General features: G+C 61.8%; 15 protein-coding genes and 1 tRNA gene. 12 read left to right on the plus strand and 4 right to left on the minus strand.

Annotated elements, in window-relative coordinates:
• Positions 1-92 precede the first annotated feature (92 nt).
• The 3 genes from EOJ32_RS10025 to EOJ32_RS10035 all read left to right on the plus strand — a co-directional run bounded on the left by EOJ32_RS10025 (position 93) and on the right by EOJ32_RS10035 (position 3,293).
• A complete protein-coding gene (locus tag EOJ32_RS10025; RefSeq protein WP_127898464.1) occupies positions 93-1,346 on the plus strand; it encodes an integrase family protein in 1,254 nt (417 codons plus the stop codon).
• 328 nt (positions 1,347-1,674) lie between these two features.
• Complete coding sequence (locus tag EOJ32_RS10030) at positions 1,675-2,292, plus strand: hypothetical protein (protein WP_127898465.1); 618 nt, start codon at positions 1,675-1,677, stop codon at positions 2,290-2,292.
• A complete protein-coding gene (locus tag EOJ32_RS10035) occupies positions 2,289-3,293 on the plus strand; it encodes a hypothetical protein (protein ID WP_127898466.1) in 1,005 nt (334 codons plus the stop codon). The genes EOJ32_RS10030 and EOJ32_RS10035 overlap by 4 nt, the downstream gene beginning before the upstream one ends.
• Positions 3,294-3,573: 280 nt before the next feature.
• Here the strand turns inward: EOJ32_RS10035 and EOJ32_RS10040 are convergent, their stop codons facing one another.
• Positions 3,574-4,152 carry an excalibur calcium-binding domain-containing protein gene (locus EOJ32_RS10040; protein WP_127899356.1) on the minus strand — a complete coding sequence of 193 codons (579 nt, stop codon included), beginning with the start codon at positions 4,150-4,152 and terminating at the stop codon, positions 3,574-3,576.
• Between the two features lie 579 nt (positions 4,153-4,731).
• Here EOJ32_RS10040 and EOJ32_RS10050 point away from each other — a divergent pair.
• The 7 genes from EOJ32_RS10050 to EOJ32_RS10080 all read left to right on the plus strand — a co-directional run bounded on the left by EOJ32_RS10050 (position 4,732) and on the right by EOJ32_RS10080 (position 10,649).
• Positions 4,732-6,234, plus strand: a complete 1,503-nt coding sequence (locus EOJ32_RS10050; protein ID WP_164871430.1) for a hypothetical protein — start codon at positions 4,732-4,734, stop codon at positions 6,232-6,234.
• Positions 6,234-6,638 (plus strand): HNH endonuclease, encoded by a 405-nt coding sequence (locus EOJ32_RS10055; protein WP_127898469.1) that lies wholly within the window; start codon positions 6,234-6,236, stop codon positions 6,636-6,638. Before EOJ32_RS10050 ends, EOJ32_RS10055 begins: the two co-directional genes overlap by 1 nt.
• A 117-nt stretch (positions 6,639-6,755) precedes the next feature.
• Complete coding sequence (locus EOJ32_RS10060) at positions 6,756-7,985, plus strand: phage major capsid protein (RefSeq protein WP_127898470.1); 1,230 nt, start codon at positions 6,756-6,758, stop codon at positions 7,983-7,985.
• A gap of 3 nt (positions 7,986-7,988) precedes the next feature.
• The gene (locus EOJ32_RS10065; protein WP_127898471.1) at positions 7,989-8,579 is read left to right on the plus strand and encodes an HK97 family phage prohead protease; all 591 of its coding nucleotides are present in this window, start codon (positions 7,989-7,991) and stop codon (positions 8,577-8,579) included.
• Entirely contained in the window at positions 8,576-9,139 is a 564-nt protein-coding gene (locus tag EOJ32_RS10070) for a hypothetical protein (RefSeq protein ID WP_127898472.1), read from the plus strand. Before EOJ32_RS10065 ends, EOJ32_RS10070 begins: the two co-directional genes overlap by 4 nt.
• Complete coding sequence (locus tag EOJ32_RS10075; protein WP_127898473.1) at positions 9,136-10,197, plus strand: hypothetical protein; 1,062 nt, start codon at positions 9,136-9,138, stop codon at positions 10,195-10,197. Before EOJ32_RS10070 ends, EOJ32_RS10075 begins: the two co-directional genes overlap by 4 nt.
• Complete coding sequence (locus EOJ32_RS10080; RefSeq protein WP_127898474.1) at positions 10,197-10,649, plus strand: hypothetical protein; 453 nt, start codon at positions 10,197-10,199, stop codon at positions 10,647-10,649. Before EOJ32_RS10075 ends, EOJ32_RS10080 begins: the two co-directional genes overlap by 1 nt.
• Before the next feature lie 97 nt (positions 10,650-10,746).
• On the opposite strand, the gene EOJ32_RS10085 is transcribed toward EOJ32_RS10080, so the two are convergent.
• Positions 10,747-10,823, minus strand: a tRNA-His gene (locus EOJ32_RS10085).
• A 100-nt stretch (positions 10,824-10,923) separates the two neighbouring features.
• Between EOJ32_RS10085 and EOJ32_RS10090 the strand changes: the two genes are divergently transcribed.
• Complete coding sequence (locus tag EOJ32_RS10090; RefSeq protein ID WP_045999198.1) at positions 10,924-11,139, plus strand: DUF6324 family protein; 216 nt, start codon at positions 10,924-10,926, stop codon at positions 11,137-11,139.
• Here the strand turns inward: EOJ32_RS10090 and EOJ32_RS10095 are convergent.
• Positions 11,120-11,581: an MmcB family DNA repair protein gene (locus tag EOJ32_RS10095; protein ID WP_127898475.1), complete on the minus strand. Its 462-nt coding sequence runs from the start codon at positions 11,579-11,581 to the stop codon at positions 11,120-11,122. The two genes, EOJ32_RS10090 and EOJ32_RS10095, sit on opposite strands and share 20 nt — an antisense overlap.
• Positions 11,582-11,680: 99 nt before the next feature.
• On the opposite strand from EOJ32_RS10095, the gene EOJ32_RS10100 reads away from it, so the two are divergent.
• Entirely contained in the window at positions 11,681-12,028 is a 348-nt protein-coding gene (locus EOJ32_RS10100) for a RidA family protein (RefSeq protein ID WP_127898476.1), read from the plus strand.
• On the opposite strand, the gene lpxB is transcribed toward EOJ32_RS10100, so the two are convergent.
• Complete coding sequence (gene lpxB, locus EOJ32_RS10105; protein ID WP_127898477.1) at positions 12,012-13,166, minus strand: lipid-A-disaccharide synthase; 1,155 nt, start codon at positions 13,164-13,166, stop codon at positions 12,012-12,014. The two genes, EOJ32_RS10100 and lpxB, sit on opposite strands and share 17 nt — an antisense overlap.
• Positions 13,167-13,183: the final 17 nt, after the last annotated feature.

Consider the following 13,183-nt stretch of genomic DNA (forward strand, 5'->3'; position numbering starts at 1 on the left):
AAAATGTTCTAAGACAATGCGTTAGACTTGCATGCTAATCTATCCTGTTTCTTAGTCTTAGCCTGTCACCTTCTACACAGGCTCTACACACCATGGCCAAGATCAAACTAACTGCCGCGCTCGTTCGGGAAATGCTGCACCCGCAAAAAGGGCAAGTCCTTTATCTAGATGCCGGTTTGCCGGGTCTAGGATTGCGTGTCACCCCCGGCGCAAAAACCTACTTTGTAGAGGCATCAGTGAATGGGCGAAATCGTCGCGTCACGCTAGGACCCTCGACCACCTACACGCCAGAGGATGCCCGCCGTGAGGCAAAGAAGGTCCTTGGGCGAATGGCGGCAGGTGAGGACCCAAACGCCACCAAGGCTGCGGCGCGTGTAAAGTCGATCACGCTAGGCGAGGCGTATGAGGAATTCATGCAGGCTCGTAAGCTGAAAGACACGACGCGGGCCACCTATAGCATCTGCATGCGGCAGCACTTCGCAGACTGGTTCAAGCGCGAGTTGGTAAGTATCAGCCCCCTGATGATGGTGCAGCGGCACAGCAAGATCGCAGCCACAGCCGGACCCGGCGCGGCGAACGGTTCGGCCCGCGTGTTCCGTTCGATCTGGAACTATACCCGCGCCCTGACGGCGGCGGCTGACGGGTCAAAAACGCTACCCGAAAGCCCGACGCAGCGGCTGACTGATCTGCGCCAGTGGTCCAAGCTACAGCGGCGAACCCGGCATCTGACCGATGATCTGTTTCCTGCATTCGGAAAGGCCCTGTCTGCAATGCGGGTCGAAAGCACGAATGCTAGCTATGCTGACTTCGTGGAACTGCTGGTCAGAACTGGCCTGCGGCGGTCGGAAGCATCTGGGCTGCGCTGGGAGGATATATCACTTTCGAACCAGACGCTGACGGTTCACGATACTAAGAACCACAAGTCGCACACCCTGCCCCTGTCCCACCAGCTTCAAGCCATGCTGCAACGTCGCCATGACATGGCCGAGGATGATGTAGTTTTTCCTCTCTGTGTCGATCCGCGAAAATCCTTTGAAAGGTTATCGCGCTTAATTGGTACCGATATAAGCGCGCATGATCTGCGCCGGACATTTGCAACTGTGGCAGATGCCTGCGACCTCTCTGGGTATACAATCAAGCGACTATTAAATCACGCAATGGGAACAGACGTTACAGCAGGCTACATTGTTTCGGACGTATCGCGCCTTAGAACGGCGATGCAGCGAATTTCAGATTCAATTGACCAGCTGATGGCAGAGACCCATGCCCCATCTGCCAACAGTGCCAAAAAGGACAAGCCGCATTCGGGCACTATCCCTCTTGCACTTATTTCCACGCTCTCCTAGATTCTTCCGTGCTGATACGAGTTAAGCTGGCGAGCGTTCGTATGCAGACCATGGAGGGTATACGCCTAGTCGTTCCGGAATGATCTGGGGCGGTTTTGTGTTTACCCTCTCTGGAGTGCCCTATTATGGCACAGGAAAAACGCTATCTGTCGACCCCCGAGGCTGCTGATCTGATTGGTATGAGCGTGTCATACCTTAATCAGGACCGTTACTATTCCAAAGCAACGGGTACCGCACCTAAAGTCCCATTCATTCGATTGGGCCGCACAATCAAATATGATCGAGTAATGCTGGCAGACGTGATGGCCGCAAATACTGTGGTGGTATCATGATGGACGATCTGGACCCGAAACTGAATGAAGGAAATGCGGCAGAGGCCCTTGGTCTAACCCGGCAAACGCTGGCATGGCGACGGAAAAGGAGCACACGCGAGGGCAAACCCTGCATTCCGCCTTTTATTATCGAAAATGGCCGGGCCGTTTATCTAACAAGCGAACTTTTGAAGCTGAGGCCAGTCCTGCGCAAGGGGAAAACCGTGTATTTCCCCGCCCGTCAGAAGGCTAAGCGTCTTGCTGGTCACGTGTCACAGCGGCAAGCTGCGATCCTTTTGGGTCTAAGCGTAAGCGTCCTAAATTACGATTTAGCACACGAGCGTGTAATCCCAGTTTGGGGCCAGCGGGGCACCCCGTTTTATCCGCTAGACGGCATCAAAGCCCGTCTCAAGGGCAAGCTTGACCGCCTGTTGACCTTCAATCAGACCGCGCGGGCGCTGGACACCACCCCGCAACGGCTGGCCGATCACGTGACCAACGTGCGGGAAGGCTTTCCCACAATGCTGGACCTGCCTTTTGAAGACACACCCTCGGGTGCCATGCAGTTTGTGGGCTTTCGCCTGTCAGCCGTGATCAAGGCTGCGGAAGTCCTGTTCCAGCATGAGGGTGAATGATCATGACCGTTCCTTTTAATTCCGACAGCCCCGCCGTGGCCGCTGTAAACGGCAAGCTAACGGCAGCGGGCCACGATCTGGCCACGGATGCGGCGAACCCGGCATGGTATGCGGGCCTGCATCGGCAGCGGGCCGAACAGGTGGCGTTTGCTTTGCTGCCAGAAAAGCACCACCGCGACACGCCCCGACTGATGGCAGAACACCTGCACTGGCTTGGGCGGGTCAAAACCCGATACCGCAAGGACGGATGGCATTGGCGCTATGACACGCACGAACGCCTAGCCCGTGCGCTATGCTGTGCGGCAACGGACACGATCAAGAAAACCACTGCCGAACTGCGCAAGCATGATCTGATCGACACTCGCAAAGCCTTTGCGCCCGGTACCAATGTCACCGTCACGCATTACCGGTTGACTGACGAGGCCCACGTGATCCTGGGCCTGCTGACGCTGTCGGGCATCTCCGATCTAACCGATGCTGAATGGCTTGATCTCGTCTCGCCCACGGACCCCGAGGCCAAGCCCTTGCGCGATGTGCTGAAAGGCTGGCAGGCGATCAAGACCCCCGAGGCTGTGGACGCTATGCAGGCGGCAATTACGGCTGGGGTGGAACGGGTACAGCCCGAGGGCTTTAAGGCCCTTCCACGGGTCACCTATGAAGCGTGGCGCAAGACTGTGAAGGCTCATCACCCCGCAAGCGATCCGGGCACGTTCGGGACTAATCAGCGGAAGCGGCTGGCCGTGATCCTGAAGGACCTGAAGCAAGCCGCGGCAGACCCGGGGGCAGCGTTCAAGTACACAGGTGACCAGCTGGCCCACCTTATGCAGCGGTTGGCTTCAAGCTGGCCGGAATTTCAATCCCGGGTAAAGACGGCCACGGGCAAAACGCTGCCCGACACACCCGATCTAGACGCGATGGCATGGCACCTGTCTATCGCCACACAGCTGGCCTTTGGGTCCGATGATGCCACCCCAAAGCAAGTCATAAAGGCGGGCTGGTGATGTCCCGGTGGGTGAGAAAAGTCCCCCACGTGCTGGGTGAGAAAACTCACTCAGCTGGACAGTGAGAAAACTCACCCACCCCCCACCCCGTGGGTGAGAAACCTCACTCAGCTGGTGGGTGAGAAATCTCACCATCTCTTATACAGAGAACATTACATAAGAACCTCGTTCAAAGAACTAGCAGAGGGACGCGACCCCCGAGGATTCGAGAAAGGAAGGGAAAGGCTCTCGGGGAAGGAAGAACCCCCCATAGCCCCCCGCTGCTAGACGCGACCGGTGTTTAGCAGCCGCTATAGTTCTTATTCCCACTAGCCGTAATGGTGTATGTTCCCCCACGCGGCCCTACGTAGCAACGACCTGAACTTTGCACCCGACGAGTGGTGGCTTGAGCGCGACGAGTGGCTGCGGCCTGCGCTGCCACGTATTGACGGTTCTGCCGAACGCTGCTTCTCAAAGTTGATCCCCAATCACACGCGTTTCCGTCGCCGTCGCCATCTAGATTATGCAGATCACTTGTCGGCCCACCCTGCTCAAGAAAGAACTTTTGCGCCGCTGCGCCCGACGCAAAATCCGAACAATTCCTGTCGCCGGTGCGAGGCGCTGTGCGGGCATAGACCGATCTTCCGACTGTCCCACTTGTCCGCCGACCTAGATACTCAGACCCCGATGACGATTGAGTTTCACCACGAGACGCTAGCTCAGCTTCTAGCAAGAGTATTTCTTTAGTATCGGTTGTACCTTCCAGCCGACTCCAGAGTGTAGGCGCTGATAAGTACTGATAGCCAACCGGTGCATTTGTCGGTGCGCAGGCAGAAAGACCCGCAAGGCAAGCAACTGCGTATGTAATACGACGAATCATAATGAACTCCTCTGTTCGTCCTTTACAATACACATAACGCCCTAATGCCTATGCATTTCTTCTGGTGCCACGCTGTGCCCACCGCCGCGCTTTGCTGTTGAACCGTTCGGGGTCTTCTGGGATTCTAACCGTGACGGTCTTGGACAACCGTCTCCTATGTTGCTGTGCGCTGCGGTCCTGTTGAACAACACCCATCGGGACCGCAGCAACTCACGGACAGGCGCAATTTGTTGCACAGGTTGCCAGAACCCATCCCTCATCGGCCAGGCGGCTAAGGGAACCCTGCCGGGGGAGGATGAAGGGCCAGCATCTAACGAAGCAGGAGCGGGGGACCCTCTTGCTTGGCGGCGTTTTGGATGGCGGTTTTTGGCGGCGTCCTGGGGGTGGCGTTTTTGGGGGCTGGTGCAATTTGCGTCGGGGGGGGGCTTCCCAAATCACCCCGACCTGACCTAGATTCAGCGCACAGCAACACACCGCACCCGAACATGGAGGTTCCTAGCGGTCCGAAAGGACTAGGAACCTATGGCGCTTTTGCGTCTGCCAAAGAAGAACACGGCTGCGGGTGCGGCTGTCCCCCCGGTGCAACTGGCCCCGGCTGATGCTTTCTTTGCATGGCTGGAGGCCCGGTTTGTATTCACGGCAGGACCCAAGCGCGGCCAGCCCCTACGGCTAGACCCGTTCCAACAGGCTTATGTGCGGCAGGTTCTGGCCCGCGACGGTGACGATCCTGCGCACCGTATCTGCATTTTCAGCACCCCCCGGAAGCAAGGCAAGACGGCAGTCCTGTCCTGCTTGCTGCTTGGCTTCATGCTGCCCGATAGCCCGATCTGCATTCCCATGTGCCGGGCAGGTATCGCGGCCCCCACGGGTCGGCATGCGATGTTCATCTTTCAAGCCGCCATTGAATTGCTGGCAGCTGTGGGGCGCGATGATGAAGCCAAAGTAATCCAGCACCCCAGCCCCGGCTTTTTCCGCACCAAAGGCGGGGCACGTTGCGACATCTACAGCGGGTCCAAGAACAGCGGGCACGGGGCGTCCCTGCATTTGGCGATGATAGATGAAGCGGGCTTGCTGCCCGACAACCGCCCCCTGATCGACAACTTTGTTGACGCGCTGGCCATTGAGAACGGCCAAATGCTGGCCACCGGAACGCGGGGCACCAACCGGGCCTATAATGACCTGATCGACAACCCGCCTAAGGGCGTGGCGGTCACGATCTACGGGGCACAGCCGGGCGACGATTACGGGTCCCCCGAGACATGGCACCGGGCGAACCCCGGCCTTGGCCCGATCAAGTCCGTTAAATTCATGCGTGACCAATGGGAAAAGGCCAAGTCCGCTGGCACGGAACGCGAATTTGCGGCGTGGAATTTGAACGTGCGGCAGACCCCGGCCAAGGAACTGCTGATCGAACTGCCCCAGCTGCAAGCGGCCTATGACGAAAAGGCCGGGCCGGTGCCGGGCGAACCCTGTTTCATCGGCTTGGACCTTGGCGGGCCAGCTGCCCAAACGGCGGCTGTGATCGTGTATCAGTCGGGTTTCATCCGCCTGATTGCGGCCTTTCCAGACCAGCCCATCACCCTAGAGGAACGCGGCCACCGGGACGGCTGCGGCGGGGCCTATCGTGCCGCCCATGATGCCGGTGACCTGATCACCACGTCTGGCCAAGTGACGGACCTGCCCGAATTCCTAGAGGCCCTGACGGCAAAGATCGGGCCGCACCCCGTGGCAAGCGTGTCCTGCGACCGGTATCGCGCGGCGGAACTGCTGACGGCCCTGTCGCGGGCGGGCATTCCATGGCGGCCCCGTTTCCGTGGCCAAGGCCCCAAGGACGGGAATGCGGACATTCTGGCCACCCGCAAGCTGTTCCTTGCCGGGGCCATGAAGCTGCACCGGTCCCAGCTGCTGGAATTGGCCCTTGGGGAAACCGATTGCCGGGTTTCCTTCACCGGGGCCACTCAGCTGGACAAATCATCCCGCATGTCCCGGATCGACCTAGCCCAAGCCCTCGTGCTGGGCTGTTCCGCCATGCTTGAGGATCGCGAGGCGATCCCCACCGAATATGAAGTGGAGGTCCTGTGATGGCACGGACCCCCATGCCCAAGGCGGGCCAAATCCTTCACCTGACGCGCTGGCAGAAAACCCGCCAAGCCTGCGCCATGCGGGCCGCTTTCCGGTGCCAGAAGTGCGGCGTCCTGTGCTTTCTGACTGGCCCCAGAACGGGGGAGGCCGATCACAAAATCCCCCGACGTCAGCTGACCGAAACCGGGGGCGACGTGTTCGCCCTCGATAACCTGCAATGGCTTTGCCAGCCATGCCACGCTCGCAAATCCGTCCTTGAGGGACACGCGGCACGGCAGGCGCAACACCACGCAACACCCCCGAAAAACACCCGTTCCGAACGGCTCAAAGCGCGATCCCGCGTCAAGGGCCGCAAGGCGTTCCTGATGGCTGCCGGTCTATCCCCCGACGACATCATCCGCTGATCCCGTGCAACATGTTGCACGCGATTTAATCGCGTACGATCTAACGCAAACCGAAGGACTAGAACCGTGCTTAAATCACAGAAAATCCAAATCGAACAATCCAAGAAACGCGAACGCATGGCCGCAATCCAGAACACGGATGGCGACCTGTCCCCCGAGGCTGTGACCGAACTGCGGTCCCTCACCACCGCTTATGAAGGCGGGGAAGTCGAATTCCGGGCGGCTGTGCTGCTGGAGGATGCCGAACGCGCCACGATCCAGACCACGGACAAGGCGGGCACCGATTTTGAACGCGAGTGCCGGTCCTTCGAACTGGCGTCCGTTGTGTCGGCACTGACCGATGGGAAGCTGATCACGGGCCGCGAGGCGGAAGTGATCCAAGAACTGGAACAGCGGAACGGTGCTGGCCAGCGGAAGGGCACCCTGATCCCGTGGGAAGCTCTTGCACCGATGGAACAGCGGGCCGATGCGCTGGTGACCACGGCCACCCCCGAGGCGGGCAATCTGGCATCCCGCCCCGTCATGTCCGCACTGGAACGGCTGTTCGCGGATAGCGCGGCAGAACGCTTTGGCTTTCGCACTGTCGCGGTGACCGGGCGTCCCAGCTGGCCCGAGATGGTTGCTGGTGCCCGCGCCCATTGGGTTGGGGAAGGTCAGGGCGTGGATGCCGAACCCATCCAGACCACTACGAAAACCCCGGAAATCCACACCGCAACGGCCCGCTATCTGCTGTCGCGGCAGTCGATGAAGGAAAACCCGGCCCTTGAAAGTGTCCTGCGCCGCGATCTGGCGGGCGTGATCCGCGAGGCCGTGGACTATGCTGCGTTCAACGGCGCTGGTGGCCTGACCTATGAACCCGCTGGCCTGCTGACCCAGCTGGAGGATGCTGGCCGGGTGCAAGAGTTGGGCGAAAAAGCCACGTTCTCGACGCTGCTGGCCGCTGTCGTGTCCATCATGGAAAGCGGCAAGCTGGCCAGCACGGACAAGGTGAAGATTGCCGGTGCCCCCGTCCTGTTCCAGACGCTGGCCGATGATCTGGTTGGCGGCACGGCTGTTTCCCAGCTGGAACGCCTGAAAGCGGCTGTCGGCATGCCCATCACGTCGCCGCAAATCAGCCCGACCGGCGCCCGTGATGCGACCGAAGAGGGCGCGTCCAACGTGTTCATCGGTGCCCCCGAGGGGCTGGCCCTCATTCCGACCTGGGGTCCCCCGGAACTGATCGTGGACCCGTATTCGGAAAGCCGCACGGGTAAGGTTGCCCTTACCGTGTTCACCTTCGTGGACGTGCTGATGCAGCGTCTGAACACCCATTTCTATGCCCTGACCGGCGTTCAAGACCGGGTGTGATCCATGGATTTTCAGCCTGTCTATTCCCTCGACGGGCTGGAAGTCCGTCAACAGAACAAGCGTCCCACCATCGTGGGGCGCTTCCCCTACAACGCACTGGCCGTCCTGTCTGACCGGGGCACCGTTCGGAAAGAGACGATCAAGCCGGGGGCGTTTGACTATGCCTTGAAGGACCCCGCCCGCGACGTGAACTTGCTGGTCGGCCACAGCTTCGACAAGCCTGTTGCGTCCAAGCTGTCGGGCACCCTCGGATTCAACGACACCGAGGATTTTCTGGAGTTTATTGCCACGATCCCCGAGGGCGCGGAACGGGCCACCCATATCACGGACCTGCTGATCATGCTGGGGTCGGGCCTGATCAAGGGCATTTCCCCCGGCTTTCGGGTGCCCCCCAAGGACGTGGTGCCCAATGCGGAAAAGCTGATCCCCGAACCGGGCAATGCGGGCGTGATGATCCGGGTTCTGGCCCAGCTGCTGCTTTATGAACTGAGTTTCGTGACCCGGCCCGCCTATGAGGCCAGCCAAGCCGAGCTGCGGTCCCTTCGCAATGTCGAAACCCGCCCCACGCGCCCCATGCGGAGGTTCCTGCCGTGATCGAATTCCTAGAGGCCACCTTCACCCCGAATCCGGCCCCCGTGGGGCTTATTTCGGCATCTGATGTTGCCCTAGAGGCCGGGGCATCCGAACAGCAAGCGGCGGTGTTCATCGCGGCCAGCTGGAACATGGCTGAGACCTTCACCGGGCGGGCCTATCGCGGCATTGCATCCGGGGAAGTGCTGGTCCGTGCCCATGATCCCCATGAGTACCGGTGGCCCCGCTATCCGTTCCCGGACACCATCACGGCGGAAGTCTGGTCTGATCACCTTAGGGGCTGGGACCCTGTGCAGGTGGCCTATCGTGGCGGCTATCTGGACCTGTGCGCGGGGCAGATGTACCGCCTTGTGCAAGCCCCCACGCCCCCGGTTGACCCCATGCCCCAGCACGTGGTGCAGGCCGTGTTCAATCTGGCCGTCTATCAGCTGATTCAGCAACCGGCCCGGCGCGAATTCAAGTCCCAGACCATGCAGGACACCACCGTCACCCGCGAGGCCATGATGGGCGTTCTGTACGGCTCGGGGGCTGGGGCCTTGCTGGCATCGGAGGTCCGCAAATGAACCCGCTTCGATGGCTGTTCAACCGCACCGAAGCCCGTGCCCACGCGGCTGGCGTGTCGCAAGTCTACCTTGACGGAAAGAGACGTTCCGCACAGTCGGAGGGCCAAGCGGTCCTGTCGGCCAGTCTGGGCCTCTGTGCGGGCGTCTGGTCCCGATCCTTCGCCCAGCTAGTACCCGAACCCTCGGACGTGCTGACCCCTGACATTCTGGGCTGCATCGGGTCCGATCTGTTCTGGCGGGGCCAGTCTACGTGGCAAATCCGCTTGGACGGGTCCCGGATCACCCTGCACCGCGCCGCATTCTGGGACCAGTACAACGGGGGCCGGTGGAATCTGACCATTCCCCAGCCCAATGGCACGGACACGGTGCGCTGTCTGGATGATGAAGTACTATCCCTGCGGATCAATTCGGCCCCGGATACCCCGTGGCTGGGCCGATCCCCGCTGTCCTTCATGGGCCTGTCGCCGTCACTCATGGCAGATGTGGAAAGCACCTTGGCGGGTTCTCTGCCCTACGTGGGCAAGGGCCTGTTGCCTGTGCCTGCGACCATACCCGAGGAACAGAAGAACGCGGCCCTAGCTGGCCTGCGGTCGGGGTCCAGCCTAGTGGCTGTCACCTCGAAAGAGGAAATCAGCCACCATACCGGGGGCGTCCGTGCCGAATTCAAACGGGTGGACCTGACCCCCGACCTGCAAAAGGCGGGCCTGCCCGAGGTTGGCCGGGACGTTCATGCCCGTATTCTGGCGGCAGCTGGAATTCCGCCTAGCCTGTATGATGCCGGGGGCAATGCCGGGGCCTTGCGTGAAACCTACCGCCTGTTTGTCCTGGGGACCCTTGATCCACTGTCCCGCATGATCACCCCGGAACTGTCCAAGATCGGCGTGTCCCGCCTTGGCATGCAGGACCTGATGACGGCTGACGTGGCGGGCCGTGCCCGTGCCGTGTCGTCTCTTGTGCAGTCTGGGGTGCCCTTGGCCACGGCCATGGCCCTTTCGGGCTGGGACAATGTATCGTTGCCAGCCGGTGCGGCTGTGCCGATCCCGAACGGGGGTGAGTGATGCAGGCCCGACAATTCTACAGCACCTTGCAACGCGCGATGAAGTCCAACCCCGTGGCCCGGCGCGCGTCCGTCTGGACGGTTGCCAAGGACCCCGAAGGGGCGGAAATAGTGCTGCCCTCGGGTTCATACCTGTGGCGGCAGCTATGCCTTGCGTGGGTGACTTTTGACTTTCGCAAGGATGGCGCTTTTGAGGGCGTGACGGGGGATTTTGCCGGGGGCTTTCGGCTGACCATCCTGCCCGATGCTGTCATGTTGAACCCGCTTGTCCTGCCTCAGATGGGGCAAGCGTTCTACGTCAGGCGGTTTCCCTCATTCATCGGTGATCCAACCCCCGAGATCATCCTAGCCATGACGAAAGCAGGCGGGGATGCCATGGGCCTGTCGCAGACCTTCGATGCTCAAGAACCTGACCCCAAGGACGTGGACCCGACCACTTTCGATGTGGCCTGAGTCCTATCGGCAACAGGCGTGAGTGCTGGATGGTTCTACACAGCTTCTACATGACCATCAAAGCTGGCCTGTAAAATTGGCTAAGTCACTGATTTAATGGTACCGCCTCCCCGGCTTGAACGGGGGACCTCTAGATCCACAATCTAGCGCTCTAACCAACTGAGCTAAGGCGGCACAGGGCGGTTCTTTAGCCCCGTGTCCGCAGGGTTGCAAGCCCCGCTTGCCGTGAAATTGCGTCCGCGATACAGAAAGTTTCACCGCAAAAGGACAAGCCATGGGCATCAACAGCGAAAGCGACATCACCGCGAACATCCAGATCGGCCCGACCGACCTTGGGATGGTGCGGATCTATGTGCAGGGAGAGGGCGTGGACCTGCCGATGGACTTCGACCCCGAGGAGGCGACCGAGATCGCCGAAGAGCTGATGGCCGCGGCCGAGGCCGCCCGCGCCATGGCACAGGGCGGCAAGCCTAAGAAGCCCCGGCGATAAGCGCGCCCGGGTCGCACATCACCTGCAACCGCAGGGCTGCGGCCCGCGCAAAGTCGCGCTGCACCTTGGTGCGGCGCGGACCCGACAGGCGATGTTCGGGGGCCATGCGGGTGATCTCGGCGCCGAAGGCATCGGCATGGATCAGGCCGGTGTCATCGGGCAGCAGATCGGTCGGAAAGTCGCAGTCGACCGCCCAGAAATACCGGTCGCACCAGTCAAGGTACCCCTGCCACTTGCGGTCGGCCTGAAAATCGGCGCGACAGCTTTTGCATTCGACGACCCAAAGCTCTCCCTTAGAGCCAAGGCTGATCAGGTCGACGCGCAGGCCCCGGGCGGGGGTGAACTCGGTCAGCACCGCGTGATCGAGGCTGCGCAGCAGCCGCCCAGTGCCACGCGCAAGGCGCTGGCCGGGCATGGCGGGCAAGGGGGACAGGTCGGACATGGGCGCAGGATAGAACGCAACCGGAACGTCCGCAACCCGCCTTGCCGCCCCCGCGCCCCCCGTATAGCGTCCGCGCGCATATCGCCAAAGGAGAGCATCATGACCGATATCAAGCGTCTGGAAACCGGCCCGCGGATGAGCCAGGCGGTCATCGCCAACGGCTTCGTCTTTCTGGCAGGCCAGGTCGGAGAGCCGGGCACCTCGGTCACGGACCAGACCACCGCGATCCTGAACCAGATCGACGCGCTGCTGGCGCAGGCCGGGACCGACAAGACCCGCATCGTCTCTGCCCAGATCTGGATGGCCGACATGGCGAAATTCGCCGAGATGAACGCCGTCTGGGATACCTGGGTGCCCCAGGGCCACACGCCCGCCCGCGCCACCGGCGAATCCGCGCTGGCGACCCCCGACTACGCGGTCGAGATCATCGTCACCGCGGTCCTGTGATCGCCTGAAGGACAGAGCGCGCCGCGCGCAGGCCCGGCGCCTCTCCCCCCTTGCCCAAGCGGTCCATGGTCAGGTCCATGGCGTCCAGTTGGGCACCCCGCTTTGCACGGTTCTCCAGCGCGTCCTGCAGCGCCTGCGCCATGGGGCCCGGCTGGCAGCGGCTGCCAAGGAACTCTGGCACGGCGCGCGTCTCGCTGACCAGGTTGACCAGCGTGACGGTGTCGGTGCGCAGCAGCGCCCCCACGATCAGGCGCGACAGCGGCGCCATGTCATAGCCGATGACCATCGGGATGCGGTTGGCCGCCAGTTCCAGGCTGACGGTCCCCGACGCCGCCAGCGCCAGATCGGCGGCGGCAAAGGCGGCGCGCTTCTCATCCGGCTCCTCGATCACGATGGGGGCTGTGGGCCAGCGGCGGATCATGTCGCGGACCATCCCGGACACGCCCGGAACCGTCGGCAGGACAACGCGGACCTCGGGCACGCGGTCCCGCAGGCGGATCAGCGCCTCGTCGAAGCGCGGGCCAAGGCGGGTGACCTCTCCGCGGCGCGAACCGGGCAGGCACAGGACCACCGGCGCGTCGGGCGCGATGCCATGGGCGTTGCGGAACAGCTGCGCCTCGTCCGGGCCGGCCACGTCGGCGGTGGCGACGGGATGACCCACGAAATCGCAGGTCATGCCCGCGGCCTGCATCAGCGGCGGTTCGAACGGCAGGATCGCCAGCACGTGATCGATCACCTGCGCCATCTTCAGCGCCCGCCCCGGCCGCCAGGCCCAGACCGAAGGCGCGACGTAATGCACCGTCCGCAGGTCGGGACGCTGCGCACGGACCAGACGTGCGACGCGCAGGCCGAAATCGGGGCTGTCGATGGTGATCAGGACGTCGGGGGCGGCATCGATGACCGCCTGTGCGGTCTGCGCGATGCGGCGTTTCAGGTGGCGGTATTTCGGAAGGACCTCCCAGATGCCCATGATCGACAGCTCGTCCATGGGGAACAGGCTAGTCAGGCCAAGGGGTGTCATCGCGGGGCCGCCGACGCCCAGGAACTCCGCCTGCGGATCAAGCTGCCGCAGTCCCGCCATCAGCGCGGCGCCCAACTGGTCGCCCGAAGCCTCGCCCGCGATCAGGAAATAACGCATGCCGTGCCGCCTTGTTA

This window comes from Paracoccus sp. Arc7-R13, from assembly GCF_004010775.1.
Taxonomy (GTDB): Bacteria; Pseudomonadota; Alphaproteobacteria; order Rhodobacterales; family Rhodobacteraceae; genus Paracoccus; species Paracoccus marcusii.

Bases quoted from the DNA above. Each gene is read 5' to 3' on its own strand.
- EOJ32_RS10025 (WP_127898464.1), top strand. From the start codon at position 93: ATGGCCAAGATCAAACTAACTGCCGCGCTCGTTCGGGAAATGCTGCAC.
- EOJ32_RS10065 (WP_127898471.1), top strand. From the start codon at position 7,989: ATGGATTTTCAGCCTGTCTATTCCCTCGACGGGCTGGAAGTCCGTCAA.
- EOJ32_RS10035 (WP_127898466.1), top strand. From the start codon at position 2,289: ATGATCATGACCGTTCCTTTTAATTCCGACAGCCCCGCCGTGGCCGCT.
- EOJ32_RS10060 (WP_127898470.1), top strand. From the start codon at position 6,756: ATGGCCGCAATCCAGAACACGGATGGCGACCTGTCCCCCGAGGCTGTG.
- EOJ32_RS10055 (WP_127898469.1), top strand. From the start codon at position 6,234: ATGGCACGGACCCCCATGCCCAAGGCGGGCCAAATCCTTCACCTGACG.
- EOJ32_RS10075 (WP_127898473.1), top strand. From the start codon at position 9,136: ATGAACCCGCTTCGATGGCTGTTCAACCGCACCGAAGCCCGTGCCCAC.
- EOJ32_RS10090 (WP_045999198.1), top strand. From the start codon at position 10,924: ATGGGCATCAACAGCGAAAGCGACATCACCGCGAACATCCAGATCGGC.
- EOJ32_RS10100 (WP_127898476.1), top strand. From the start codon at position 11,681: ATGACCGATATCAAGCGTCTGGAAACCGGCCCGCGGATGAGCCAGGCG.
- EOJ32_RS10080 (WP_127898474.1), top strand. From the start codon at position 10,197: ATGCAGGCCCGACAATTCTACAGCACCTTGCAACGCGCGATGAAGTCC.
- EOJ32_RS10095 (WP_127898475.1), bottom strand. From the start codon at position 11,581: ATGTCCGACCTGTCCCCCTTGCCCGCCATGCCCGGCCAGCGCCTTGCG.
- EOJ32_RS10030 (WP_127898465.1), top strand. From the start codon at position 1,675: ATGATGGACGATCTGGACCCGAAACTGAATGAAGGAAATGCGGCAGAG.
- lpxB (WP_127898477.1), bottom strand. From the start codon at position 13,166: ATGCGTTATTTCCTGATCGCGGGCGAGGCTTCGGGCGACCAGTTGGGC.
- EOJ32_RS10040 (WP_127899356.1), bottom strand. From the start codon at position 4,152: ATGATTCGTCGTATTACATACGCAGTTGCTTGCCTTGCGGGTCTTTCT.